Below are 26,044 nucleotides of genomic sequence, written 5' to 3' on the forward strand. Positions count from 1 at the left end.
GCGCCGCTCTTGGGCGGCCATAAAAAAATCAGGCCCGCCGCGAGGGGCGCACGATGGTTGTGTTGCAAAATTTGCCGATGGGTATGCGAAGCACCGACGCGAGGCGGATCAGCGCGTTTCAAGCGGCGATCGGGAACAGCTCGGCGACGAAGCGGGCCTGGGCCAGCATGTCACGTGCGCCAACCTTCCTGACCTGCCCCTTCCTCATCATCGCCATCGCCTCGTAGCCCGCCAGTGTTCGTCGCGCCGTGTGGAAGCTGCCGAAGCCAAGCCCCGGTCTGACCAGGCGTTTCACGCGCCGGTGGTCTTGTTCGACGATGTTGTTGAGGTACTTGACCTGGCGTAGCCGAGAGCGCCGCCACAGTTCGCCGTCTGCTTTCATCCCGGCGATCACGCGCGGATAGGCCGGGTTTTTGTCGACCGTGATGGTGCGTGGGTTCACCGTGTGCGGCTGCTGCAGCGCCTTGCGAAAGAACCGCTTCGCAGCCGCCGCATCTCGCTTCGCGGCAAGCAGGAAGTCGATGGTCTGGCCACGGCTGTCGACCGCGCGGTACAGGTAAGTCCAGCGCCCCTTCACTCGGATGTAGGTCTCGTCGACGCGCCATGAGTTATTCGACAAGCGTAGGTATGGCCGGACCCGCTTTCCGAGATCGAGCGCATAGGCCTGGATCCAGCGGAACACCGTCGTGTGGTCCACGCTGACGCCACGATCTTGCAGCATGAGTTCCAGGTCGCGGTAGCTGATCGGGAACATCAGGTACCAGCGAACCGCCCACAGGATCACCTCAGCGGTGAAGTGCCGGCCCTTGAAGGCCACATCGGCCTTCAGCTTCCGCAGTCGATGATCCCGCGCCATGCTCGAGGATGGCCTGCTTCCGGGACTGGAGCAAACGTTGCAACAGAACCATTTGCGGGGCGGCAGACGTGACGCCGGGCGAGAGGACGGTGGTACTGCCGGCGGGGGGCGTACTCCTCCGACAACCATCAGCCGCACCGCTCTCGGAACGTCGATCCAGGCGCGAGCGAGAATGTCAGCGCGATCACCCCGCCGCCCTACCGAACCGGTCATCATCCTGTCCAATCCGCCTGTGGCACTTGCGTGAGTGGCCCAGGCGGGCTGTCCTTCCAGAGGAACCAGTGGGAGACCGGCCAATGCGAACGAGGCGGATCCTAGCCGGCGGCATCGCGCAGGAATCCCACAGCTTCAACCCTGTGCTGATGGGCCGCTCCTGGTTCAACATCCATGTCGGAGTAGAGGCGGTGGCGGCGGCGCGCGGAAGCAACTCCGTGCTTGGCGGCATCGTCGACGCGGCGGAGGCGAAAGGTGTCGAGGTCATCGTACCGGCGATTTTTCGTGCCCAGTCCGGCGGACCGGTCGAGGAGGCCGTCTTCGAGGAGATGCGCGACCTCATGTGCGACGCGGCCCGACGCGGCGACTTCGACGCGATCGTGCTGCCGCTTCATGGCGGGATGCTGACGCCGAGCTTGGAGGACCCGGAGGGCGCGCTGATGGCGGCGTTGCGCGGCATCGTGGGCGACGACGTGCCGCTGACGGTAGGCTTCGATCTGCATGCCCACGTCACGCCTGAGATCCTGGCGCGCTGCGACATGCTGGCGGGCTATTTGACCAATCCGCACGGCGACCAGGGCAGGACGGGGCAGCGCGCCTTACTCGCCGCGCTGGACATGCTGGAAGGGCTATTGCGGCCCGCTTTGGCGGCGGTCCACCTCCCCATGCTGACGCTCGGCAATGATCGCACCGACGAGGAGCCGCTGCGCTCCCTCCACGCGCGCGCCCGGGCGGCGGTCGAGGCGGGGGAGGCTTACGACGTATCCATCTTCAACGCGCAGCAGTTTCTGGACGTACACGGCCTTGGCCAATGGGTGCTGGCCTACGGCAATGAGGCGGCCCCAGACGGTCTTGCGCTGGAACTGGCGAGAACGCTGTGGGACCGACGGCGGGACTTGATCGGCACCTATCCGCCGCTGGACGAGTATCTGGACAAGGCAGCTCGCGGCACCGATCGGCCGCTGATCCTGGGTGACCAGGGAGACCGCGTCGCAGGCGGCAGCCCGGGCGATGGAACCTATGTGCTGCGCGCCCTGTTGGCGAGAGACGATCTGCCTGCTTCCGCCGTGCCGATCGCGGACGCCGACGCTGTGCGAGCCTGCCGGGCCGCCGGGGTTGGGGCGGTGGTCACGGTGACGGTGGGCGGACGATACTCCACCGTCGCGCCGCCGGTGACAGTGGTAGGGGAGGTCGTGTCCGCCGCTGCTTCCACCCAGGTGGTATATGACGGACCGGCCGATGCGGGCTACCGAGCAACGCTTGGCGCCTACGCCGTCCTGCACGTCGGCCGTGTGAACCTAGTGCTGACCGACCAACCTTATTCCTACCTCGATCCCGGCTACTACCGCGCAATGGGGATCGATCCGGCGCGGATGGGACTCGTGATCACGCGCTCCGGCTACCATTTCACCCTCAACTACGCAGCGGTCGGGGAGTGCGTCACGGTGGATACGCCGGGCATGACCTCCTACCGCGTCGGCGAGCTACCCTTTGTCAAGGCGCGGCCATTCTTCCCCTTAGACGAAATCAAGGTCACGCCGCGGCTTTACGCGCGTGGCGGCGCGCTGCCCTGAAGAAGAGCCCTTGCATCAGGGGCCTGGCTCTTGCTGCATTGCCGGAAACAACTTCGCCAGCGGGCAGACCCGGGGCATGACGAGGAGGTACCAATGCACCGCCGCTCACTGCTGAAGGGGATTGCCGTGACCGGCGCCTCCCTCTCCGCGCCGGCCTTTGCCCAAGGACAGGTCCGGACACTGCGCTTTATCCCCCAAATCGACCTTGCCTTCCTTGACCCGCACTGGACCACGGCGAACGTCACCCGCAATCACGGCTACATGGTCTTCGACACCCTCTACGGGCTGGACCAGAATGACGTGGCGATGCCGCAGATGGCCGAGGGCCATGTGGTAGAAGAGGACGGGAGGCGCTGGACCATCCGCCTGCGCGAGGGGCTGCTGTTCCATGACGGCACGTCGGTGCTGGCGCGGGACTGCGCGGCGAGCATCCGCCGCTGGGGCGCGAGGGATGCCTTCGGTGGCGCGCTGCTGCGGGTGACCGACGAGGTCTCCGCGCCCGACGACCGCACAATCGTCTTCCGGCTGAAAAAGCCTTTCTCCCTTCTGGCGTACGCGCTGGCGAAGGGCACCGCGATGATGCCCGCGATTATGCCGGAGCGGGTGGCGCGAACTGACCCCGGTACGCAGATCACCGAGATCATCGGCAGCGGCCCCTTCCGCTATCTCGCGGACGAGCGGCTGCAGGGCGCGCGCAATGCCTACGCGAAGTTCGACCGCTACCGGCCGCGGGAGAGCGGGCCGGCGCTCGGCAGCGCGGGCCCCAAAATCGTGCACTACGACCGCGTGGTGTGGACCACGATCCCGGATGCCTCCACCGCCGCCGGTGCGCTCGTCTCCGGCGAGCAGGATTGGTGGGAACAGGTGGCGCATGACCTGAAGCCGATGATCGCGCGGAGCCGCGGCATCCAGATGCGCGTTCAGGAGGAAACGGGCACGGTCGGCATGCTGCGGCCGAACTGTACGCAGGCCCCCTTCAATAATGCCGCAATCCGCCGGGCCGTCATGGGGGCGATTGACCAGGCCTCCTACATGCAGGCGATCGTCGGCGACGACCGCTCCTCCTACCATGTGCCGACCGGCTTCTTCACCCCGGGCACGCCGATGGCGAGCGAGGTGGGGCTCGACCCTCTGCGGAAGCCGAAGAATGATGCCGCGGTGCGGCGGGACCTGGAAGCCGCCGGCTACAAGGGCGAGAAGGTCGTCCTCCTGGTGCCAACCGACTACGTGACGATCAAGGCCCTGGGCGACGTGGCGGCGGACATGCTGCGGCGGATCGGGATGAACGTGGACTACGTGGCCACAGACTGGGGCACGATGCTTCAGCGGCGTAACAACCGCGGCCCGGTCGACAGCGGGGGGTGGAGCCTCTTTGCGACGAGTTGGACGGGCACTGACCTGCTGAACCCGGCAACGCATGTCGGCGTGCGCGGCAACGGCGCCGCGGGCTATGCGGGCTGGTACGAGAGCGCCCAGCTCGAAGGGATGTACAATGCTTGGTTCGACGCGCCGGACCTCGCGGGGCGGCAGGCCGTATGCCGCGACATCCAGACCGCCTGCATGGAGGAGGTACCCTATTACCCGCTCGGCCAGTTCAAGCAGCAGACCGCGACACGGGGCATCCAGGGGCTGCAAACCGGTTTCACGCGGTTCTGGGGCATCCGCCCGGCATGAATTTTGGAGCAGCCCCCGACCAGGGCGGCGCGGTCGCCTCCCGTCCGCTGCATCGGGCCTGCCGTGCTTGACAGCGTGTTGCAGGGGTCGGCGGATCAGGTGCATTGAGCCCGTCCCACACTTCGGGGCATGAAAGGCGGACGTACTCCGGGCGGCCCAGCTCAAACTCACGGCGCACCGGCGAGCTGTTGACACCGGCGCAGCATCACCGCCTTGATGCCGTTGAGGCTCCTTGCCTTCCCTCTGGCCTCGGACGGTAGGAGCGCCCGTGACCGAAGCTCTCTCCCCTGCCCTGCTGACGCCGACTCAGCAAGCCGCGGTGCTTGCAGAGGTTCAGCGCCAGATGCGCGAGCGCGGTGCCCGGACCACCAGCCAGGGCCCTCACGTACCACCGCCATCCTCTCCCGCTTCGGTCGAGATGCCGGAGCGCTGCCCGGGAGAGCGGTGAGGCCCTCTCCCTACTCCAGACGTTGGGTGGCATCATCGGGCTGCTCTGCCGCTGGCTTTTCAGGCCCCTGCCCTACGGCTTGCCGGCCGAGTTCAACGCCTCCCCGGCCTTCGGTTCTGTTAGGCTTCGGGACAATGGGCGCAGATGGATTGTGTGGCCTGCGGCCTGGCAGAGGTCACGGAGCGGCCGGAGCGCACCGCCCAGGGCTACCGTCGATTTCGCTGCGACGACTGAGGCAAACAGTTCAACGAGCGTAGCGCTGGGCTGCTGAACCACACCCAATACCCATCGGACGTCATCGCCCGCGTGGTGCTGTGGCGGCTGTGTTACCGCCTGACTTTGCGTGACCTGACCGAGATGTTCCTCCAGCGCGGCTTCGTGTTCAGCCATGAAGCCGCCCGCGCCTGGGAGGCGAAGCTCGCACCGGTGCTGATGCAGCAACTTCGTCGGCGCCGGTGCGGCAAGGGTGGCGCCCGTGGCCGACGCTGGCACGTGGATGAAACGTACCTGAAGGTCGGTGGCCCGTGGACGTATCTGTACCGAGCCATTGATCATGACGGCAACCTCGCATCAGCGCGGCGGTTCTGCCGAAGCTACGACGAACTCCGCAGCTTCCGCCGCTTCCAGACCCGTCATAACCAGCACGGCACCGTCGATCGCCATCGTCTGCTACACCTCCATCGCGCCACCACTGCGCTCGCTATTTTCCAAGTGGCGTAACCGAAACCAGACATCATCTCGTATCGTCAGGTTTGGCTTGAGCGCTGACAGAACCTTCCTGCGTAGGTCAGTAGGGGGTTTGTCAGGAATCTCCTCGCTCTCGCTCCGGCTTCTATGATTTGCCCAAGCAAGAGCCCTGCTCTGTCGCACATGGCTTCGTTCCGCGCGAAGTCTCCCGCGACACACTGCTGCCTTTCCCAGGAGCCGCTTCGCCCGAAACATTCCGGTTACTGCACCGGTCAGTTTGTGATTTCTCTAGGAAAAGGCTCGATGCCGGAAGCAATGCGAGCAATGCTGGGTGAGTGATTGCCCCGCCCAGGGTCTGTTGCTCGGCTACTCGCTATCTTCAAACTCATGGACGGATTGGCCGCCTACGCTATCGGCAGGCATAAACCTTTACCTGACGCTATAGGCTTGAAGTCCGGGGTATTGAAACCACTGTTATGCCGATCTGAACGGCCAGTATCACAGCCAACGGTAGATGGCTTCTTGCGATTGCCTGCGGTCTGGCTTGTGGGGCAACCACTCACCGGCCGGAATGGGGCAATCACTCACCCGGTTTTGCGGTTGGGCAGGGCCGGGATGGCAACGACGCGCTTTGCGACCGGCGGTGGCGAGGGATGCAGCACGACCCCCTCATCCGCTAGGCGGACGTTGGCCTCAGGGTAAGCGGCAATGGCAGGTGCAAGCGCCTTTACGAAGTCGCGTTTGAAGGCGCCGATCTTGGCGTAGCCGCTCCCGAACTGCTCACGCAGGGCGGCCCACCGGATGGGGGTAGGCTTCGAAAGTGACTGCAGCCGGTAGGCTAGCCAGATGTAAAGATCGAGGCTTGTGGAGCGATCCGAAAGCTGCCGCAGAGCCGCTTCCCTAAGCGGGACTGGATGCTTCTGGAGGGCTTCGTAGAATACCTCGTCCAAGACAACGCGGTCCTGCCAAAGATCATCCTGCTCCCCGTCCCCATTCAGATGAAAACGGAGACCGGAGCGAACAAACCCGCCCTTATCAAACCCGCTGCTGTCTTCACCTTCCCAAAAGAAGCGAAGGGAGCACGCAGCAATACGGGTGGCCTGCTCCCGCAGGATCTTTCCGGTCGTGCCCCCATGCGTCATACCCATTCTGCTGAGCCAGTCGCGCATTGACCGGCCAAGCTCGATTTCTCGTCCGCCTGTTCGGACGGCTTCTGTCTGCAGATAGAGGAGGATCATGCGGGCGCGGGCACCGTAGGGGACGCCAAACAAGCGAGGCTGTCCGCGACCGATTTTCATGTGCCCTGGCTGCACCAGAAGGGTCACCCGATGGCCGACCTTTTTCCAAACCTCATCGTCAGGCAGACGCTTGTGCGGGAGGGCGGTAAGGCAAAAGCCGGTGTAGGTGATGCCGATCTTGCCGGCGTCATCGCCCATGACTTCGGCAGCGATATCGACGAGCTTCTTTCGCTCAGGCTCCACCATCTGTCTGGCTTGATCCCGGCCGTGCACGAGCACAAGGCGCCGGACGCCGTAGTCAGGCTCCTCGTCATCGCTCATGGACTCGCCCTTTCTGATCGCCATCGTCGACCAGGAAGGCGGCGCAGCCCGGCTAGGTCAACGGGGCAATCACTCACCAGACTAGTTGGAAGTAGTAGAACCTGAATCTAGTTGAAGAGGTGAGCACATGCCTTGTGGATAACGCCGATTCGGTGAGCATTTGCCCCGATTGGATGAGTCCTTGCCCCGGGACACATCCGCGGCCTGTGGATCTGGCAGGCGGTGAGTGATTGCCCCACCCATCCAGAATCGAGCCGAACTGTCTTCTTGTCCGCGGTGTTGCTGGTTGCCTTGCATTGTGGCCGGGGCTGTGCCGGTAGCGTGACGTCCGCAACAGCAGCGTGCAGTGCCGGCGTGGAACGGATCGGACTACGCGGACTCAAACCGTCGGCGAAACCGGGGGCGTCGTCCGTGAACCAGCTGCCTGTACGCTTGGTCATCCCTCGTCCTTCAATGCCAACAACTCACGAATCTCAGCGATACGCTTGCGTACGCTCTCCAATGCTCGGGCAAGCTTCACTTCGGACCGTTCAAGACGTCCAAGTTCCGCTCGCATTTTGGCTGGGTCTGGTCCCCGGGCCGTGCGCGGTACCACACCGTCGTGCAGCTTGCGGAATTCGATCAACGCGTTGCGGCTGACGGTCGGTCGAATCAAACCTTCCTTTTCCGCAATCCGCCGTTGCTCACTGTTCAGCAGCGCCATTTGATAGGCGGTCCCGTAGCTGCCGGGCAGCGCTTCCTTGGTGATATGGCCTGCATCGACGGCGCGAGCGATCACTCGAAACTGGCTCGCTACCGTTTCGGAAAACGGAAAAAGCTTGCGAAAGCCCCGCTTGAGGCTTTCTTGCTCGGCCTCATCCAACACTGCGTCAACTTCGTTCAGCGCCCTGCCGATTTCGAGGAAAGCGTCACGGGTTTGCTGCCAAGCCACGTCGACCTGACCCCGAAGGGTAATGACCGCACGGACTTTGCGCTGGTCACTCATAAGTCCGGTGCCAGCAAAGACGTCCTGCAATGTTGCGAGGAGTGTTTCATCAACGTGGACGAGCGGGGCCATCTCAATCTGTCGCTTGTCGGGCAGGCTCGCCGTAGACAGGTCGGCATCTGTATCGACCTGAAGCATAGCCCGGCGGGAAAGACCGCGAGCGCGAGCGGTCTTCATGCGGCCGGTGCCTCGACCGAGACTTTCATACCGGCGGCGCGGGAAACATACGCCCACAGCGCTTCGAAGGTCTCATTGGTCTTCTTGTTAGCAAGATCGAGGACGGCGAGCCCCTTCCCGGCGCTAACGTGGATGTCCTCGAGCATCGGGATCTCCACCGGACAAAGCGCGCCAGCTTTGAGGAGTTTGGTGCGCACAGCCTCGTAGCTCTTGACGCGACGGTTTGCCTTGTTGAGCACGAAGCTTGCTGGGACCCCAGCCTCGGTCAGCGTCCGCATCCAAGGCGTCACGCTATCGACGTCGTCTTGCGTGGCGCCAGTCGGGACCAAGACGTGATGCGCGGCCTGACATAATGCAACCGCAGCTCCATACTGCACCTCAATGCTCGGCGGTGTGTCGATGACGGTCAGGTCAAACCGAGGCGCTTCGCGTAAGGCTGCCCGCCAGTCGGAAAGCGCAAGACCGACGACCGGTACTTCCGGCGTCTCGGGATAGGTTTTCCGCACGAGTTCCCGGCGCTGGTGCCACTTAACAAGGGTCTGTTGTGCATCGAGATCGACCCCTTGCACCCGCGCGCCTGCTATAGCGGCCGAGACAAGAATGTTGCGGCACATGCTACTTTTTCCTACGCCGCCTTTAGGACTGGCGATAAGGAGCACCCGGCCACCTGCGGCTGCCTTCCTACGCATGAGTAACCCCTCTGAAGGATCCCGTATTGGAAAATGCAGTGGTCTCCTCAACCTCACAAGCACAGTTTTACAAGGGAAAACAGTTTTGCCAGCCATCGTGCAGCGGAGTTAGGCAGAGGTCGGGCCAAAGGGTTGGCCGGTTTTACAAGGGAAAACCAGGTACGCTTTAGAGAGCACGGTCCAGCAACAAGCGATCGCTTAAGATAGACTGCAGGCCTTTTGGTCAGTAGAAGTTCACCTGGTGAACTCGAAAAAAAATGCCACCTCTGGCTTCTGCTTCTTACAGTGGGCGGGAGCGGGTCTCTGAGGGTCGGCGTGACGTTGTTTTACACCCTTGCCGAATAGGATGCAGACGGGGCTCCCAGTTTTGGCGACCATTCAAGCTGTCCTTAACTCGCTCGTCCCGGCATTGATCTCGAAACGGCAGCGCTCGCCGCCGCTGGTCCAAGCTCGGCGAATGGCTCCGCGGTGCTGGATGGAGCTTAGACCGCTGAAATCAACGCCAAAGGCAGCGGCCGTCCGATGCCCTGGCGACAGCGTGACCGTGATGTCCCAGCGCCACCGGGAGACCTCGACATACTCAGCAACAGGTTGGCTCCGGGAATGAGTGTGGTGCCGACAACGCTGCGGGTTGGAACGGCTGGCTGGTCGATCCCGGCAGCGCAGGCTGACCGCTTTCCTCAGGGAGGCAGCCACCTTCAGCGCTATAGTCAGCGCCTCCCGGCCGTCGAAATCAACTCGTCCTTCTACCGGCCTCATCGGCCCAGCACCTACGAACGGTGGGCCGCCAGTGTTCCACCGGATTTCCGCTTTGCCGTGAAGGTGCCGAAAGAGGTCACCCACACCCGAAGGCTCGCCAACACCGCGGAGCCGCTCGCGCGCTTCCTGGATGAAGTCCGTCGGCTTGGACCCAAGCTTGGGCCTCTGCTGATCCAGCTCCCGCCCAGCCTGATCTTTCAGCAAGGTCTCGCAGCCGAGTTCCTGCGGCATCTACGCAACAGCTTCGCCGGCGACCTGGCATGCGAGCCGCGTCACCCAAGCTGGTTCACCGACGAGGTCGATGCGATGCTGGTCGAGCACCGCGTGGCGCGTGTCGCCGCTGATCCGGCCCCGGTCCCGCGTGCCGCCGAGCCGGGTGGATGGCCGGCGCTGACCTACTTCCGGCTGCACGGCTCGCCGCGTATGTACTACTCGCCCTATCCGCAGGCCTATCTCCACCAGCTGCAGAGCCGACTCTCCGGCCTCGACGGCGAGGTGTGGTGCATCTTCGACAACACGGCCGAGGGGGCAGCCACCTACGATGCGCTGGTGGTGGCAACCGGAACGTCTCCCCCGGCCTAGGCGACCACCATGGCGACCAGGACCGGCTGCAGGATGGACCGAGCGCGGGCGTCGGCAAGCGCGGCGTCACCGCGGTGTCTTCGCGGCCTTGCGTGCCGTGAACTCGGCGACAAGTCGGTCCGTCTCGGCTTGGGACGGGAGCTTCACCGGCGGAGCTGGTCGACTGGCTGCGGTGCGGCTGGTCGACCCGGAACCGTTGACTTGCCAAGATGCCGCGCCGGCCCCGGTCAACGCCTTCGGAATCTCGGCTAGAAACCGTGATGGCTTGCCGGCCCAGTCGCGGCGTTGCTGCACCCAGCTCAGCTGAAGCGAGTGCCGGGCTCGGGTGACGCCGACATAGAAGAGCCGGCGTTCCTCAGCGATTGCGCCCTGCTGCTCCGCCTGCCAATTCGGCCACACGCCCTCCTCGAGCCCCGCCAGCAGCACATGGTCGAACTCCAATCCCTTGGCTCGGTGCAGCGTCAGCACCTGCACGGCGTCGGCGGGCTCGGCTTCGCCGGGTATGGCCCCCAGCGCGGCCCCGTCGCAGTAAGCCGCTACGCTGCCGGCCTGCTCCGCCGCCCGCAACGCGGCCGCCCAGGCATGGCCGAGCTTGCCGTTCAGGCCGAGCCGCTCCGCTATCTCGCTGGCCTCGGCCGTCAGCCGCAGCGCATCCGCCGGACCGAGCTTCTGCTGGGCCACACCGTCCGCGATCTCGCCGGCCACGCCGAGCACGGCCTCCAGCCCCTGCCGCTCCGCCGGTGTAGCAGGCAGGGTCGCCACGGCCGCAGCCAGGGCGAGGCTCTGCTTCGTGGCGTGCTCACGCAACCGCCCGAACACCGTCCCGCCGATGCCGCGCGCCGGAAAGGCGCAGGCACGGCGGAAGGCATCATCGGCGGCAGGATCCCAGACATGGACGCCGGGCTTGCTGCCGCGGCTACGGCTCATCGCCAGCCTTAGCCAAGCTATGACCGCCAGAACCTCCCGCGGCGGTTCGGGCTCCCGGTCGGTGACCAGCCGCACCGGCACATCCGCTTGGCGTAACGCGGCCACGATGGGCTCCGCCACGAAGCCAGCCCGGACCAGCACCGCACACTCGCGCCAGAGCGGCTCCGGCTGCCTTCGCCGCAGCGCCTGGACCCAGTTCAAGGCACTGCGACCCTCATCCTCCGCGGTCGGTGCTTCCCAGATGGTGATCGAGGGTCCGGGCGGGGCTTTCGGGTCAGCCGGGCGCAGTATCTTCGGCAGCGCATCCGGGTCCTCGGCCGCGATGGCGTTGGCGGCGCGCAGGATCGTCGGGGTCGAGCGGTAGTTGGTCTCCAGCTTGAGGGCAGGGGGAGCGGCCCGGTAGTCCTTCCCGAAGCGCCGGATATGGCCGACATCGGCCCCGCGCCAGCCATAGATCGCCTGGAGGTCGTCACCCACGGCGAAAACCCGGCCGGGCTTGCCAGCCAGCAGACGCACCAAAGCATGCTGGGCATGGTTGGTGTCCTGGTATTCGTCGACCAGGATCTCGGCCCAGCGGGACGACCAATGCGCAGCCAGCGCCGGATCGGCCTGCATGGCGGCGACCGGCAGGGCGATCAGATCGTCGAAGTCCAACGCCTGCCGTCCCGCCAGCGCCGACCGATAAGTGGGAAGCACGGCCGCTGCTTGGGCCAACACCTCCGGCTCGAAACGGCTCAGCGCCGAGGAGCGGGGCAGCCGGCGGGGATCGGTCACGAGACCATTCTTCAGCAGTGAGACGGCCTCCTGCAGGAGGCTGGCCTTCTTCCGGTCCTGGATGCCAGCTGCCTGCATCAGCAGCTCCCGGGCGTCGCTCGGGCCCAGTATGGCGAACCCACGGGGCAGACCGGGGACTGCGACGCCGTCCTCGATCAGCAGCCTGGCCATGACCGCGTGGAAAGTACCAACCCAGCGCGGTGTCCGCTCCGGCCCGAGCAGGGCGTCAAGTCGGCTTCGCATTTCGCCGGCCGCCTTGGCGGTGAAGGTGATGCAGAGCAGCCGGTCTGGCGCCTCACTGCCCAGGATGAGGTCCGCCACCCGCCGGATCAGCGTCTCGGTCTTACCCGAGCCAGCACCGGCCAGCACCAGCACGGGCGCCGGCGCAGTTGCCGCGGCGCGCTGCGCTGGGTTCAGAAGCGCGAGATGCGCAGACATGGAAACGTCCCGGCAGGCGTGGCTAGAACAGGGTGGTTTGTGGCCGCTGCGGGTTGCTCGCGGTCGGCTTGCGGCGCGGTAAGGCAGTGGGCAGGGGGGCTGGACGGCTGGGGGTCTCGTCGGGCCGGGCATAGCCGTCATCGGCGATCAGCCGCAACTGGACCCCGGTGCCGACGGCCGCTGCGGCCGGCAGCTCCAGCGGCACCGGCCAGAAGCACTCGACCCGGTCCTCGCCGCGCAGCGCTAGGAACACCACCCGGTCCACCCGGCCAGCGTCGTCGGTCTCGACCGCCAGGCGGAAGGCGAGACCCTCGGCTGCCGCTTCGCCCAGCGCCAGGGAGAGCTGCTGGACCTCGACCTCCTGCCGCTTGAGGGTGCGCTCGGTCGGCTCCTCGGCGGCGCCGCGGTAGAAGCGCACTGGCACGCCACTGCCGTTCCCGCCGATGACGAAGACGAAATGGGCACTGTCGTCCAGCACCTCGAGCCAGGGGTAGTCGCCCGAGCTGGCAGCCCGTTCCAGCCGGTGCCGGCCGAAGGCGAAGGCGCGGCAGCCGACCGACCACGGATCGTCCCCAAGCTCGTAGCTGGCCATCGCCAGCGCATCGCGCCGGGCATTGGCTAGCATGCGGGCGCAAATCCGCAGCCGCTCCTCGGTCAAGGCGGGGTGGAAGTCCCAGGGCAGGCGCGAGGGCGGGGAAGGCGAGGGCGGTTCGGCGTGCTCCATGGCGTCATCATACCATGGTGTTGATCGATGACAGCTGTTCAGCGGCAGCGATGTGCTGCACCGATCTATCTTGCGAGCTCGTTAAAGCAAATGCCGGGTAACGCGATAAAGAAGACAAGCACTTCGTACTCCGCCAAGAAAGCTGCCCAACTACCCCCGCAAAATGGACAGAGCATAACCTCCGAGTGCTACCTCCTAGAATTTTGAGTATGAAGTTGGTGAGGTCATGTTAACTGAATGTAGACCACGGCCGGTTCTGCGTCGTGGAGGCGGCCGTTTTTATAAATGGATACCTATGTCAGACGCTAATCGCGTATTTTTGCGCCAACCCAGGCAAGCTACATCTTCCAGCCAAACGCGGCACATTGTCACCGCACCTCGAAAGAACAGCCACGGGACCGTCCGCAGTCGGGTCGTGGAAGTCGTACATGTCGCGCGGCGTTCGTCAGGTCCGCTCAAGGATCAGCCTTCTTCGACACCGTCGCATGCTCATGTGGAAGCTTGGCCCGACGGGTTTCTTGCGAAGCCACCTGCACCAGCGTTGCCGCAAAAGACGCAACCCACGGCACCCGAGATCCGGCCTCCGACCGTCCACGTCATGCCGGCGTGGGAGCCATCGGTGCATCAGCCAGAATCGACGGTCGCTGAGCCCGTTGAAGGGTCGAGCAGCACTCAGGCCGTCGAGGGTCTCAACCTGCGTGATGCAAAGCCACGTTCGCCGAAGATGACGGTGCGGCGTTTTGCGGACCCCTTCTCCGATGGCGATGACGGCGCCAACTGTATCCGCTGTGGTTATCTCGTCGAGCGTGCCCGGGAAGCGCGTGGTCTGTGGACCTGCTCAAAGTGTAACTGAAGCGTCTGCGGTGACGCGGCCGTAGTGCGCCGATGATCATCACGGCAATCACTGTCTTCTCTGAGTTAGATCGTCGTCGGTTCGCACGGCGCCGCGGATGGTGAGCATGGCAATCGATACTGTCCGCTGCGACCTTGAACTCGCTTTTTGGGCAGCGTCGTCATTGCAGAGGATGGCGGTGAAGCAGGTCACGCCGTCTCCGCTTCGTGCCGTGGGCCGACGAAGCCAAATCGAGCGCCGAATGGATCCTCCGCAACCACGGCAAAATCGCCGCCGGGGATCTGGTCGGGGCCGCCCAGCACGCGTCCCCCAGCGCCAGCCCGAGCGTGGTTGGATGATCTGCGCCGGGTGCCATGCCGAGCTGACCTATGGCGGATACCTTGTTCGCTTCGTCCGCATCCCCGAGTTCCGTGCCTTCCAGGCTGCGGAGGCCCATGGCCTCATACCAAGGCCATGGGGCTTTTTGCGTTCCTAAACGCGATTGGCCAAGCATCCCGGTGCTGCTGGGGACGCCGATCAATACCGCTGCCGGGGACGCGGAGCAGCTGCGGCTGATGCCGGTATCCAACCCATGCGCTCACACCACCGCCTGAACGATGCTCCTTGCCGCCGCACTGCCGCGATACACGGCAGGGTCGGGCCAGCATCGACCACGCCCTCGCTGTCTGGGCAAATTGCCCCACGGTGTCGCGAATTGCATTGGGCCAAAGCTGCTCCCGACGGCAGCGTGGTCAAAGGCTGACAGACAAACTGCCAAACACTGGACTTCGAATTCAAATTTGAATCCGCCGCTTCAAGTGATACCTCCAGACTTCGTTGGTTCATTTTCGTTCCAGCACCGTCGGGCAACGAGGGCAGGATGCCAAGGATACCGCGTGAGGAGCATGCGACGATCGTCCGCAGGGTCGATGTCGAGGGACACAAGGTGGCCGAGGTCGCCGCGGCCTATGGCTGCACGCCCGCCAACATCTACGCCATCCTGAGCAAGCTGCGCCGTCAGGCCACTAGCGAGGCTACTCTAGCCCCGGAACCGCCAGGGCCAGTCACAGCCGACGCTGATGACGCACCCGTGGCGGCGCGGGCTACCACGGTCGACCTCTTTGCTGCCCCGCCCGCGGGACCGCCGGAACCCCTGCCTTCGCTCCCGCTGGCGTCGAACGCGCCAGATTTGCCTCCAACTGAGCCGGAGGGGGCACCACCAACCTCGCCAAGCGAGCCTGCCCGCACAGAGCCAAAGCCAAGAGCCGTCACTCCCGGTCGGGCTGCACGGACTGCAGCGTCAAAGCCGGCCGCACCGGTGTCACCACCGCGAGCGGGCAAGGCTGGGTACGCCCTGCTGATGCGGACCAGCGACGGCGAGGAAGCGGTGAACCCCTTCCGCTCGCTCGAGGAGTTGCTGTCCGCGGCCAAACCCCTCCTGCGGACCGCGGCGCGCAGCCCGGAGCCAATCTGGTTCTCGATCCAGCAGGTCGACCTTGACGCCTTGGGCGATGACTTCTGATCCGGCGGCCCAAGCAGACCATGTCAGTTGACGACTGGGTTGATCGTCGCCTCCGCGGCGCCCAGTATCCTTGGGCCTGCCGCGCCTACTCTTCTCTCGCAGCCGCCTTCGCTAAGCAGCGAAAGGTGGGCGCTATCGCTGGCCCGACGTACCGACCCCACCCATCACTGCAGTTTCCTGATCGACGACGTGCCGGTACGCTTCCTCCGGGCTGACACTGAAGATTCTAGCAGGCGCACTCTGTGCCAGCGGGGGATTGAGGCGCAGCAGCTTGCCCTCGCTCTCGGGACGGCGAATGGATCGGAAGACCCGATGTTCCGTCCCGCCGTTAGGACCAGCGAAGGCGGTGAGGTGACCAGGGTCGTGTTCCTCGCTCTGCGGGGCGAGGAAGGGACAATGGAGTACTCCTGACCCCTGCTGCTGGACGACGCGGACTTGTTACCTCCCTTGGGAGGGAGTGCTGGGTCGTTTTTGCTGCTACTGCGCAGCCCCTCGAGCACAAAGACTCACCGCCTGATTCACGTCTCATAAATTGACTCTTCTTGCAAATCCGGTTTTGTTCTTCGCGATGGAGTGAAGGTGTTTTCGGCATCCTCGTCGGATCTAGACAACAATTAAAGATTGTATGCTGCCTACACGCGCCAGTAGCATCGGACGTCTCCTCACCACCGAGGCGCGATCACGATGCCCAATCCGGTTGTTCGCCATCCTTCCAGTTTCAACTTTGCCCCTAAGCCAAGGCTCGCCCAGCCCGCTGAACTCGTTAACCTGCCGGCGTTTCGGCACGGGGGAGTGCGGCGGGGTTGGGCGACACGATCGGCGAAGGTGATCTGCGCGACAGGCTGGCGCAAGGCGGCCGGATCGAAGCGGTTGTTGTTATCGCGCGGCGCGACGAGGCCGGGGGGCTCGATCATATCCCCTACCTGCTGCCGAGCTGGCGCCGCGGCTATATGGCGATCGCGCTGTTCCGTGGTCCTGGGGTGCGAGGCTGGCGCGACCTCGATCGGTTGCTGCAATTTCTCCGCAAGGACATGGCCTACGCCCTGCCGGTTACCCTCTACGAGGAGGACTGTCCGCGTCTTGCGCGGCTGCGCTCGGTCCTGCCGCGCAGCGCGATCACCAAGCACGTTAAGGCCGACACCTCACCACTGCCGCCCGGCTTGGACGTCCCAGAAACTCAACCCGAGTAGACTATCGCTCCGCGGCCACAGGATGGCCGCATGATGCTGGAACTGGCTGTTGTCGCGCAGCTAGCCACCCGCTGCGCGCCCTTCGTTGCCTTCGAGACGCTGGCCGCCGTCATTCGGACGGAAAGCGGCTTTGAACCCTTGGCCATTGGCGTCAACGGGGGCAGCCCGAGATTTCCTGCTACCCATGGCGAAGCCGTCGCGGTTGCGACCAACCTTATCGAGCGTCAGCGCCGGTCCGTAGACCTGGGACTGATGCAAATCAACAGCGCCAACCTCGCATCTCTCGACCTGTCGATTGCCGATGCCTTTGAACCTTGCCGGAATATCGCCGCTGGGGCGAGACTTCTACAGCAGGGCTACACCGCCGCACTGCGCACGGAGGCGGACCCGCAGGGGGCACTTCGTGTTGCCTTGTCTCGCTACAACACCGGCAGCCCCGAACGGGGCTTGGCCAACGGCTATGTCGTTCGCGTCCAGGGCGCCGCCGAGGTGGTCGTGCCCGCCATCCGCCTTCGTGGTGAAGCTATCTCAGCCGCACAGCGCCAGGCTGCCCAAGCTATTCCCAATCCCCCCGACGATCCAGACACACCCCCGGAATGGGATGTTTGGGCCCGGGCCACGCATGCGAGCCGGCCCCGCTTGATGGTCGCGCCTCGTGAGGCTCCTGCGGTGTTGGGGAACACCGCGGAGACCACCCTCATCAATCCCCCGAGGACTGCAGAATGATGTTTTCGTCGAAGGCGAGGACCGTCGCCCTGTTCGCGGCCGTAACCTGCGCAGTGGTAGTCCTGCCCGACCTGGCACATGCACAGGTCGGTGGCGGTGGCTCCGGCGTCGTCAACAGCCTGACGCAGTGGTTCATGACCAACGTGGCGCGCGGCCTGGTCATGCTGGGCATCATTGCCGTGGCGATTGGTCTGTTCGTCATGCGCTTCTCAGTTGGTGTCATCGCCTCCGTGGTGGGGGGCGGCCTGATCCTGGCCAATGCCGACACACTTGCCGGCTATTTCGGCTTCTAGGAGCGGCGCGGCGTGGAACCCCTCACCGAGCATCCCCTGCATGTCGCGGCGACGCGGCCGGCCCTCATGTGGGGCTTGCCACTGCCTCTCGCCCTCGCTCTGTTCGTCATCGGCGCTGAGGTGCAGGTGGTGTTCAAGGGCGTGACTGGCGTGGCCTGGGCGCTTGCCGTCGTCGTACCAGTCTGGATCGCCGCGCGGTTCCTCGTCGCGCGTGACTACAACGCGGTCGGCGTCGCGGTGCTTTGGCTCAACACCAGCGCCCGCGGCCTTGATTCGTCTGATTGGGGTGGCGCTTCTGTTGCACCGATGCCAGTCAGGGGCACGCGCGGGCCGCGTGGCATAAGCCATGCCTAGACACAGTTCGCGGCGGCCCTCGTACGGCGACACCATGGGCTTCAAGGAATACGCCGCCCATTCCCGGCCTGGGATGTTGAGCGATCTACTGTCGGCCGACTGCTGGGTGGTTCTCACCACCTCCTTCAGCTTTCAGTCACGTGCAACAGCAACCAGCCGCCTCGCCCGAAGGCAGGTGAGATTGGCCAGTGCTGGCGACCGCAGGGGCACGCGCAGGCCGCGTGGTTTGGGTCATGCTTAACCCCTTCCTGTCTGTCTCCGGCTGGTCTGAGCGCGGGGCTGACGATTACCTGCCGTTTGTCGGGCACGTCCGCGACAACGTGGTGCTCAAGACAGACGGCTCCGTGCTGGGGATGCTGCGCCTGGCCGGCGCCCCCTTTGCTCTGGAGGACCATGCCCGGCGCAATAGTCGGTGCCGGGTCCGCAACGCCGTCCTCCGCAACGTCGCGGACGATGCCCTGACAGTCGTGGAAACCATGGTGCGCCATGATGGGGTCGCGCCGCTGCTGACAGGCGCCTATCGGTCCGCCTTCGCCGCCGATCTCGAGGAAACCTACCGCCGGGAGGTGCTGCAGGGCCACGAGCGGGTGAATGAGTGGTTTGTCTCTGTCATCGTGCACCCCCGCGCGCCCGTAACTCGTGGGATCAATGCCCTTCGCTCACGTCTGGGGCGCCGGAAGGAGGCCGTTGCCACCACGGCCAGCGACGACCTGATCCGTGTCCTTGATGACCGCATGCTGGTGTTGCTGAAAGCCTATGACGAAATGCAGCCCGTGCGTCTCGGCATCCGTGAGGCCGGCGGCGTGCTGTTCTCCGAGATCGCGGAAGCTCTGCGCCTGTTCCTGACGGCGCGCTTCCTGCCGGTGCCGATGGTCAGCGGCTCCCTGGGCGGCTCGATCTACACCGACCGCGTGATTTGCGGCCGGCGCGGCTTTGAGGTGCGTAGCCCTGGCCGCCCCTCCTTCGGCACCATCATGGGCTTCAAGGAGTACCCGGACCGTACCCGGCCTGGGATGCTGAACGACCTGCTGTCGGCCGACTGCCGAGTGGTCCTCACCAACTCCTTCCGCTTCCACTCCCGCGCAGCCGCGACCGGAAGCCTGGCCCGCAAGCAGGCGCAGATGGCCAATGCCGGCGACCGTGCCCTGAGCCAGATGGATGCGCTGCACGACGCCATGGACGATGTGGCCTCCAACCTGGCCACCATGGGCTCGCATCACGTCTCGATTGCGCTGCACACGGATAGCCTGGCAGCGTTGGAGCGCCATGGGGGCGAGGTCCGCGCCAGCCTGACCAATGCAGGCGCCAGTGTCGCGGTCGAGGACCTGGGCACGGAGGCTGCCTATTGGGCGCAGCTGCCCGGCAATGCGGCTTGGCGTACCCGCCCCGGTGATATCAGCTCGCGGAACTTCGTGGGCTTCTCGTCTCTGGACGGGTACCCGCAGGGCGGTCCCTCGCCAGAATGGGGGCCGCCGCTGCTGCGGCTGCTGACCTCGGCCAACACCACCTATGACTTTTCCCTCCACGTTGGTGGCCTGCCGCACATAGCCATTTTTGGCCCCTCTTCGTCGGGCAAAACAGTCTTCCTCGGCATGCTGGTCTGCGCCCTGGAACGGGCTACGGGGGCGGGCGGGACCGTGGTGGTGTTCGACAAGGACAACGCCAACGAGATCCTCATTCGCGCCTTGGGCGGGCGGTATCTCACCTTGCAAGCAGGCGAGGATAGCGGCCTGGCGCCCCTCCGGGCGCTGTCCAACACCGCCGAAGCGCGAGTGTGGCTGCTGCGCTTCGTGGTGGGCCTAATCCGGTCTGATGACGGGCCACAGCCAGATGCCATCGAGCTGCGCCGTCTCGCCAAGGCCATCGCCTTCCAGATGCGGATGCCGCCCACTATGCGCTCCATTGCCGGCCTGTGCGCCTGGTTGGTGGGGGAGGGGGCCAGCAGCGCCGGCAAGCGGCTAGAGCGTTGGGGCCGGGACGGCGACCTGGGCTGGGCTTTCGATGGCGAGGGCGACGCCTTCAATCCCGACGCCGGCCTGGTCGGCGTGGACTTCTCCGCGCTCATGGACGACGAGACGGTGCGAGGGCCGGCCGCCTCTTACCTGCTGCATCGGGTCCGCTCGGTGATTGACGGGCGACGCTTTGTGCTCGCGGCTGATGAGTTCTGGGCCTACCTACCAGATGACCGATTTGCCCGGGCATTTGAGGACTTCGCGCTGACACTGCGGAAGGGCAACGGCGCTCTCGTCGTTGCGACACAGCAGCCGCAGCAGGTTCTACGCCATCCGATTGGCGCCACGCTTGTCAGCAACATGCCGACCAAGGTGCTGTTCTTCAACAAGTCGGCCAGCCGCTCCGCCTATTGCGATGTCGGCGACGGCTCCGAAAGCCTGCATTGCACGCCGGGCGAATACCGCGCCGTTACCGAGGACATGGCCACCGGGCCACGCTCCATGCTGGTCAAGCGTGACGCCGGCTCCGTGATCTGCCGGGTGGAGCTGCCGGCGACCATGGCGCCGCACCTGGCGGTGTTGAGCGGCAAGGCGGGCACTGTGCGCCTGCTGCGCAAGATCCGGCGCGAGCTGGGCACCGACGAACCATCGGCGCTGTTGCCCGAGTTCCAACGCCGCCTGCCGGAAGCGGCAACATGAAGGAGACGCGAAGCGTGAAGCCGATCCTGCTTGCGGGGGCTAGCGCTCTCGCTCTTGCCATCGCCGTTCCTGGTACAGCCAGGGCGCAAATCCCGGTGACGGATGCGCTGGCCAATGCGCAGGCGACGATCACCAACACTCAGCTCTATCAGCAGGTCGCGCAGGCCGTGTTGACCGTGCGGCAGCTGGAGCAGCAGTACCAGCAGCTCCAGGCCACCTATAACGTCCTGGCCCATACGACGAATGTCTCGGCTTACGCCAACCGTCTCGGTGCCTTGGCCAACGGCTACGGTGCTAATCAGATCGGTGGGGTCATGACAGGCATGGGCAACCTGGCAGGCGCTGCGGAACAGGTCGCTAGTCTGCGCTTCTTCTCGTCTTCCGGCACCGACTTCACGGCGACCGAGCTCACACGCCGTGCACAGCGCCTGGGCAACATCCAGGCAGCGGCCTTGCAGGGGATGCGCCAATCCGAGCAGCGGATTGCCGGCCTCCGTGAGTTGATGGCGGAAGTGGACGGCCAGCCCGACATTCAGGCGTCTGCTGCCCTGAACAACCGGATCCAGTCCGAGCACGCTTTGCTGTCGGCGCAGCAGCAGCAGCTTGCGCAGTTACAGCTTATGGCTGCCGCGCAGCAGCAAGGCGACCTTCTGCGGGCTGAAGAGGCGCAGCGGCAGAGTGCCGAGCAATACCGCGATAGCCTGCAGCCCCTGGGAGACGAGTGATGCGCGGCGCGGTGCTCGTGCTCGCCCTAGTGGCCCTGGGCACCACACCCGCTCCCGCGCAGCGGTCGCGCGAGAACCGCGACGTGCCCTGGTTTCAAGCTCATCCGCAGATCCTGGATGAGACCTTGCGGCGCTGCCACCGTGACGCTCGCCTAGCTGCGACCTGGGAATGCCAGAACGCAGAGGCGGCTGGAGCTTCGCGCATGGGCAAGCCGCTCCCCAACACCCTGTCGCAAGGTGGACAATCCGGCCAGAGGCCACTCATAGACGAGAATGGGATCCTTGCAGAACCAGACTTTAATCCTCGCACTAATCGGTTCGGTTATGAGCAACTAAAGGCGGCTTGCGCCAACAGGACCAATAACCCGACCCATATGTTCCTACCCTACTGTGGCCAACTCGATTTATATCGGGAGGGTGGCTCGAGTGGCCGCTAATAATTTTTTCCAAAACATCTCTGATGTTTTCGACGCTAACTTGCTGCAAAGCGTCAACGGCGTCATTAACAACGGTCTTGCATGGGCACAGCCGCAAATTCGCGCTGCGACCGTGCTGTTCATTCTCATCACTGGCTGGCTCATTCTGACCGGCCGTATGGATAAGAACGTGTTAGCCAGCCGCGTGCTGCGAATCATGGCTGTTGGCGCCCTACTCGGATCACCAGGCCTATTCAACACCTACGTGCGCGATCTCTTTTTGAACGAGCTTCCGGCATCCATCGGCGGCGCGTTAACAGGTGGCCCGACCTATGCACCAGCCGCGCAGTTTGACGCTTTGTGGAACGCAACCCAACGCATCGCCGCCACCATGCTGGCGGAAGCCACTGGCTACACGCAGTTTGGCGAGCGCATCGTGATCCGGCTTCTGCTAGCCGTCTCTTTCGTGGCTCTCGTCATAATTTTCCTGATGTGGGTCATCGTCCGCGTCATCATGGGCATGGTGATTGCCCTTGGGCCATTCTTGATTGGCCTTTTCCTCTTCGACGCAACACGCCCCTATGTCGAACGATGGGTCGGCAAGCTGGTGTCGCTGACGCTCGTGCAGGTCTGCATTAGCGTCATGCTGCAGATGCTGATGGGCGGCTTTAACAACTACGTGCGCGTAGCGCAAACCAACCCCGGCGGCAGCCTCGATGAGAAGATTGGCGCCTTTCTGCAAGTCGGTGCCTGGTACTGGTGCGGCCTATTCCTGATCGCCAGCCTCTCCATCGTCGCATATTCCATCGGCGGCGGCCTTGCGACGTCCTTCGCGCCACTCACGCACTCGGCTGCCGGCATGCCTGGCTCCGCAGCCTCCGGTATCGCTAGAAGCGGCGTCGCCCTGCGTCGTGGCGCGGTTGGCGGCTACCACCGTTTGCGCGGCGGATCCGCTTCCAAGCAGCCGGCGGAGTAGGCACCCATCATGCATCCCCTATCCTTCTTCGAGGTCCTTCGATGAAGCCCGTGCTGCTACTTTCCTTGCTGGCCCAAGCCGCCTGTGCCGGTGCGTCCGAGCCGCCGGCCTGCCGTGGTGAGGTGTTCCAGCTCAATCCAACCCGTATGGTGTCACCGGTCGCACTAGGCACGGTGCCCGCAGCCACCCCTGTTGGGAGTATAGTGCGGTGAATGCCATCCTCCCGCCTGGCCAGGCGGGGCCAACCTCTGCATCGCCCGCCATCGGTCCCTCCGATGCGGAGATGGCCGCCGCCGTCGTGATCCCGCGCACCGAGCTGAATCGCCTCTATGCCGAGACGCAAGCCCGGCAGGCGCGTGAGGCACGACGAGCCAAACGCATCAGCACCGGCAAGACGGTCGCTATCGTCGGCTTGTTGGGTGTGGTTGGGATGCAAGCCCTCGCTGCCGTGCAGCTTTTTCCCCTGGTCCGCGTCGTGCCCGTAGTTGCCGTGCCGCAGCCGGACGGCAGCATGGCTACTGTGGTTCACGGTGATGCACTGCCGCCCGAGGTCCAGCAACGGGCCGTGCGCTCCACCCTGTTCCAGTATGTCCGCCTCCGTGAAGGCTGGTCCTCCGGCGAGGCGCAATATGCCTATGATGTGGTGAGCCGCTTGTCGGCGCCGCAGGTTCGCTCGGCCTTTCAGGAGTGGTTCAACCTCGAAAAGCCACCCGGCCCCCAGGCAGTGTGGGGCACCCGCGCAACCGTCAGCGTCGAACAGTTGAGCGGCGCCATCCTGCCCAACAACACGGCGCAAGCGGATGAAATCTATCAACTTCGGTTCCGTCGCACCGAACGCGCGCATGGGCGCCCGCCGGTCGCGTCCGTCTGGGTCGTAACCCTGCGCTACCGCACCGGCCAGAACATCGCCCTAACGGACGGGACCACAATCAACCCGCTTGGGGTGCTGGTGACGGAGTACCGTCCACCCGAGCGCGAAGGGCTGCCCACTTTTGGAGATGTCCGATGATCCGCTCGCGGACTGCCCTGCGGTCGATCCTTGCCGCGTCCGTCGCCTGGCCCTTGGGGTGGGGAACGCCGGCTGCGGCCGATGAAGCTCCCGTACCCGCCGGGCCAGATCCGCGGGTGCGCGTCATCGCCTATAACCCGCAGGAGGTGGTCAAACTCTACGCGGTTCCCGGCGCCACCCTGACGATCCAGCTTGCGCCCGGAGAGACCGTGGCGGGCCTACCGGTCTCAGACCAATCCTTGTTGGATGACCCAGAGCCCGCTGGCCCCTTGGCTATGGCGGGAGGACCAGGCCCCTCCGAGCGGGTGGGCGCGGGACGCGGTGCGACAGCCGACCGCAACCTGTTCACTGCGGTCCGCGGCAATTTCGTGATGATCAAAGCGCTGCGGGAGCTGAACCCCCAGCCGCTTTTCATCATCGGCCGCACAACCGATCCGGCAACAGGCCGCGAGACAATGCGAGCCTATACCTTCGAGCTGTCCACCCGCACGGGTCCGCTCACCGCGGCGGCGCCCAACACCTACTACCTCGTGCGCTTTACCTACCCAGACGATGAACGCGCCGCTGCCGCCGCGGCGGCTGCAGCCCGCCGCGAGGCTCATGCCGCCGCGGCAGCGACCCGCCGCAAAGAGTGGGAGGACCGCCAGGCGCGCGACCGTTTGCAGCTTGCCGGTACCAATCCGGCTACGCCAGGCTCAATCAACTGGAACTACGACGGCCAAGGCGACCGGGAGCTGGCTCCGGCCGAGGTGTGGGACGATGGGCAGAGCACCTTCCTGCGCTTCCCGGGCAATCGGCGCGTGCCAGCGATCTTTGCCATTCTGGCGGACGGTCGCGAGGCCGCAGTGAACTACACGGTCAACACGGTCGGCCTTGTCACCGTCCATCAAACCGGCCCGGCTCTCCGTCTGCGCGACGGCCGCCTAGTGCTGTGCGTCCTTAACCGGGCTTCCGATGCCACTGGCCGCAACGCCGGCACTGGCACAACAAGCCCCGACGTTGTGCGGGAGATTCGCCGGTGAGCGACGCACCCTCGGCCGGAGGCCCGAGCGTATCCAACGATCCCGTTTCTACGGTCGCGGGCGGCCGGCGCCTGATGACAGGACGCGAGAAGGTCATGCTTGGCGCGGTGGTCTTTGCGGCCTGCGGCGTGATGGCTATGTGGCCCTCGACCAAGCAGACCCCCGAGCGCGAACGGCAACAGCCCCTGACAGAGGCCGGGCGCTCGCTGCCTTATCGACCGATGCCAGAGGTGGTGCCACCCTCGACTCTACCCCTTGCCGTCACATCAACACCAGCCGCCATGCCGATGGCGATGCCGATGCCAAACGCCGGCAGCGTTGCGGCCTTCGGTGGTGGCCGGTCGCCCGTCAACCCCACCCCCATCATGAGCTATGAGGACCGGGCGGCGCCCCAGGCGGCGCAGACGGTTCAGTCCAGTGGAGCCGATACCGGCGGACCGCGAGGCCGCGTCGGCGCACCCACCGGCCGGCTGGGTGATGCCGAGTCCGACGATGCGCTGTCCTCCCGGCTGCGGCCCTCGCGGATGGCATCGGCTCGGGCGAGCGTAATGCGCAATCCCGAGCTCACGGTGCCCATGGGCACGCGCATTGCCTGCACGCCCGAGATGCCGATCGACAGCACGGTTGCGGGCTACTTCTCTTGCGTCACCCCCGTGGACGTGCGCGGCGCCACTGGAACCGTCGTGCTGATGGAGCGCGGCACCCGCATCGTGGGCGAGGTGCGCTCCGGCCTCGCGCGTGGCTCCCGCCGCCTGTTCGTGATCATGACCCACGCCCTCACGCCGGCCGGGGTCGAGATCGAGCTGAATAGCCCCGGCGCCGACGTGATGGGCCAAGCCGGGCTCGACGGCGAGATCGATAGCCACTTCTTCGAGCGGTTCCGCGGCGCCATGCTGCTGGCCTTCCTCGATACCGGCCTGCAAGCCGCGGCGACCGTTGCCAGCAACGCATTGCGCAGCGGCAACGGCGTGACCTTCAACCAATTCCAATCCGGTGGGCAGCGCGCCAGCAGCCAGGCCTTGGAATCCGATATCAATATCCCCTCGACGCTGCGGCGGAACCAGGCCGAGCCCATGACTGTGTTCGTGGCGCGCAACCTGGACTTTTCCGACGTGTACCGTCTGGTCAGCCGATGAGCGCCGGGGGCATGCAGCTCGCCCTTGGCCTGGCTGCCGCGCCCCCGGCTAGCCGCTCCAGAACGGCAGGGCAGGCGAAACGCCTGCCCGGTCCGGCCCCAGAGGATACCCCGACCATCCACGATC

22 protein-coding genes are annotated in these 26,044 nt (G+C 65.1%); 16 read left to right on the plus strand and 6 right to left on the minus strand.

The genetic code is table 11. The features are described 5' to 3' along the window. Positions 1 to 118: 118 nt before the first annotated feature. On the minus strand, positions 119 to 829 hold the full coding sequence (locus AC5JJ1_RS05125; protein WP_495784069.1) for an IS6 family transposase: 711 nt from the start codon (positions 827 to 829) through the stop codon (positions 119 to 121). 323 nt (positions 830 to 1,152) lie between these two features. Here AC5JJ1_RS05125 and AC5JJ1_RS05130 point away from each other — a divergent pair, with 323 nt between their 5' ends. From AC5JJ1_RS05130 to AC5JJ1_RS05140, 3 genes are all read left to right on the plus strand, one after another. Then, positions 1,153 to 2,643: a M81 family metallopeptidase gene (locus AC5JJ1_RS05130; protein ID WP_495784038.1), complete on the plus strand. Its 1,491-nt coding sequence runs from the start codon at positions 1,153 to 1,155 to the stop codon at positions 2,641 to 2,643. Between the two features lie 93 nt (positions 2,644 to 2,736). After that, entirely contained in the window at positions 2,737 to 4,317 is a 1,581-nt protein-coding gene (locus AC5JJ1_RS05135) for an ABC transporter substrate-binding protein (RefSeq protein ID WP_495784039.1), read from the plus strand. 757 nt (positions 4,318 to 5,074) lie between these two features. Next, entirely contained in the window at positions 5,075 to 5,485 is a 411-nt protein-coding gene (locus AC5JJ1_RS05140) for a DDE-type integrase/transposase/recombinase (RefSeq protein WP_495784040.1), read from the plus strand. Positions 5,486 to 6,036: 551 nt separating this feature from the next. On the opposite strand, the gene AC5JJ1_RS05145 is transcribed toward AC5JJ1_RS05140, so the two are convergent. From AC5JJ1_RS05145 to AC5JJ1_RS05155, 3 genes are all read right to left on the minus strand, one after another. Then, positions 6,037 to 7,011, minus strand: coding sequence for a replication protein RepA (locus AC5JJ1_RS05145; RefSeq protein ID WP_495784041.1), 975 nt, complete (start codon positions 7,009 to 7,011; stop codon positions 6,037 to 6,039). Between the two features lie 436 nt (positions 7,012 to 7,447). Beyond that, on the minus strand, positions 7,448 to 8,173 hold the full coding sequence (locus AC5JJ1_RS05150) for a hypothetical protein (RefSeq protein WP_495784042.1): 726 nt from the start codon (positions 8,171 to 8,173) through the stop codon (positions 7,448 to 7,450). Next, positions 8,170 to 8,862 (minus strand): ParA family protein, encoded by a 693-nt coding sequence (locus AC5JJ1_RS05155; RefSeq protein ID WP_495784043.1) that lies wholly within the window; start codon positions 8,860 to 8,862, stop codon positions 8,170 to 8,172. Before AC5JJ1_RS05155 ends, AC5JJ1_RS05150 begins: the two co-directional genes overlap by 4 nt. A gap of 603 nt (positions 8,863 to 9,465) precedes the next feature. Between AC5JJ1_RS05155 and AC5JJ1_RS05160 the strand changes: the two genes are divergently transcribed. Next, positions 9,466 to 10,203, plus strand: coding sequence for a DUF72 domain-containing protein (locus AC5JJ1_RS05160; protein ID WP_495784044.1), 738 nt, complete (start codon positions 9,466 to 9,468; stop codon positions 10,201 to 10,203). 66 nt (positions 10,204 to 10,269) lie between these two features. Here AC5JJ1_RS05160 and AC5JJ1_RS05165 read toward each other — a convergent pair whose 3' ends face one another. Beyond that, complete coding sequence (locus tag AC5JJ1_RS05165) at positions 10,270 to 12,474, minus strand: ATP-dependent helicase (RefSeq protein WP_495784045.1); 2,205 nt, start codon at positions 12,472 to 12,474, stop codon at positions 10,270 to 10,272. Then, a complete protein-coding gene (locus AC5JJ1_RS05170) occupies positions 12,365 to 13,066 on the minus strand; it encodes a hypothetical protein (RefSeq protein WP_495784046.1) in 702 nt (233 codons plus the stop codon). Before AC5JJ1_RS05170 ends, AC5JJ1_RS05165 begins: the two co-directional genes overlap by 110 nt. A gap of 2,192 nt (positions 13,067 to 15,258) precedes the next feature. On the opposite strand from AC5JJ1_RS05170, the gene AC5JJ1_RS05175 reads away from it, so the two are divergent. From AC5JJ1_RS05175 to AC5JJ1_RS05230, 12 genes are all read left to right on the plus strand, one after another. After that, positions 15,259 to 15,420, plus strand: a complete 162-nt coding sequence (locus AC5JJ1_RS05175; protein WP_495784047.1) for a hypothetical protein — start codon at positions 15,259 to 15,261, stop codon at positions 15,418 to 15,420. A gap of 803 nt (positions 15,421 to 16,223) precedes the next feature. After that, complete coding sequence (locus tag AC5JJ1_RS05180; RefSeq protein WP_495784048.1) at positions 16,224 to 16,610, plus strand: hypothetical protein; 387 nt, start codon at positions 16,224 to 16,226, stop codon at positions 16,608 to 16,610. A 30-nt stretch (positions 16,611 to 16,640) separates the two neighbouring features. Further along, complete coding sequence (locus AC5JJ1_RS05185) at positions 16,641 to 17,336, plus strand: lytic transglycosylase domain-containing protein (protein ID WP_495784049.1); 696 nt, start codon at positions 16,641 to 16,643, stop codon at positions 17,334 to 17,336. Then, the gene (locus AC5JJ1_RS05190) at positions 17,333 to 17,629 is read left to right on the plus strand and encodes a TrbC/VirB2 family protein (protein ID WP_495784050.1); all 297 of its coding nucleotides are present in this window, start codon (positions 17,333 to 17,335) and stop codon (positions 17,627 to 17,629) included. Before AC5JJ1_RS05185 ends, AC5JJ1_RS05190 begins: the two co-directional genes overlap by 4 nt. 12 nt (positions 17,630 to 17,641) lie before the next feature. After that, a complete protein-coding gene (locus tag AC5JJ1_RS05195) occupies positions 17,642 to 17,983 on the plus strand; it encodes a type IV secretion system protein VirB3 (RefSeq protein ID WP_495784051.1) in 342 nt (113 codons plus the stop codon). Next, complete coding sequence (locus tag AC5JJ1_RS05200; protein ID WP_495784052.1) at positions 17,976 to 18,224, plus strand: VirB4 family type IV secretion/conjugal transfer ATPase; 249 nt, start codon at positions 17,976 to 17,978, stop codon at positions 18,222 to 18,224. Before AC5JJ1_RS05195 ends, AC5JJ1_RS05200 begins: the two co-directional genes overlap by 8 nt. Further along, a complete protein-coding gene (locus tag AC5JJ1_RS05205; RefSeq protein ID WP_495784053.1) occupies positions 18,217 to 20,634 on the plus strand; it encodes a VirB4 family type IV secretion/conjugal transfer ATPase in 2,418 nt (805 codons plus the stop codon). Before AC5JJ1_RS05200 ends, AC5JJ1_RS05205 begins: the two co-directional genes overlap by 8 nt. A 14-nt stretch (positions 20,635 to 20,648) precedes the next feature. After that, positions 20,649 to 21,359: a type IV secretion system protein gene (locus tag AC5JJ1_RS05210; protein ID WP_495784054.1), complete on the plus strand. Its 711-nt coding sequence runs from the start codon at positions 20,649 to 20,651 to the stop codon at positions 21,357 to 21,359. 426 nt (positions 21,360 to 21,785) lie between these two features. Further along, positions 21,786 to 22,751, plus strand: coding sequence for a type IV secretion system protein (locus AC5JJ1_RS05215; RefSeq protein WP_495784055.1), 966 nt, complete (start codon positions 21,786 to 21,788; stop codon positions 22,749 to 22,751). 283 nt (positions 22,752 to 23,034) lie between these two features. Further along, the gene (locus tag AC5JJ1_RS05220) at positions 23,035 to 23,760 is read left to right on the plus strand and encodes a VirB8/TrbF family protein (protein ID WP_495784056.1); all 726 of its coding nucleotides are present in this window, start codon (positions 23,035 to 23,037) and stop codon (positions 23,758 to 23,760) included. Between the two features lie 116 nt (positions 23,761 to 23,876). After that, positions 23,877 to 24,782 carry a TrbG/VirB9 family P-type conjugative transfer protein gene (locus AC5JJ1_RS05225; RefSeq protein WP_495784057.1) on the plus strand — a complete coding sequence of 302 codons (906 nt, stop codon included), beginning with the start codon at positions 23,877 to 23,879 and terminating at the stop codon, positions 24,780 to 24,782. Between the two features lie 74 nt (positions 24,783 to 24,856). Beyond that, positions 24,857 to 25,918: a TrbI/VirB10 family protein gene (locus AC5JJ1_RS05230; protein ID WP_495784058.1), complete on the plus strand. Its 1,062-nt coding sequence runs from the start codon at positions 24,857 to 24,859 to the stop codon at positions 25,916 to 25,918. Positions 25,919 to 26,044: the final 126 nt, after the last annotated feature.

It is taken from the genome of Belnapia sp. (assembly GCF_059504005.1).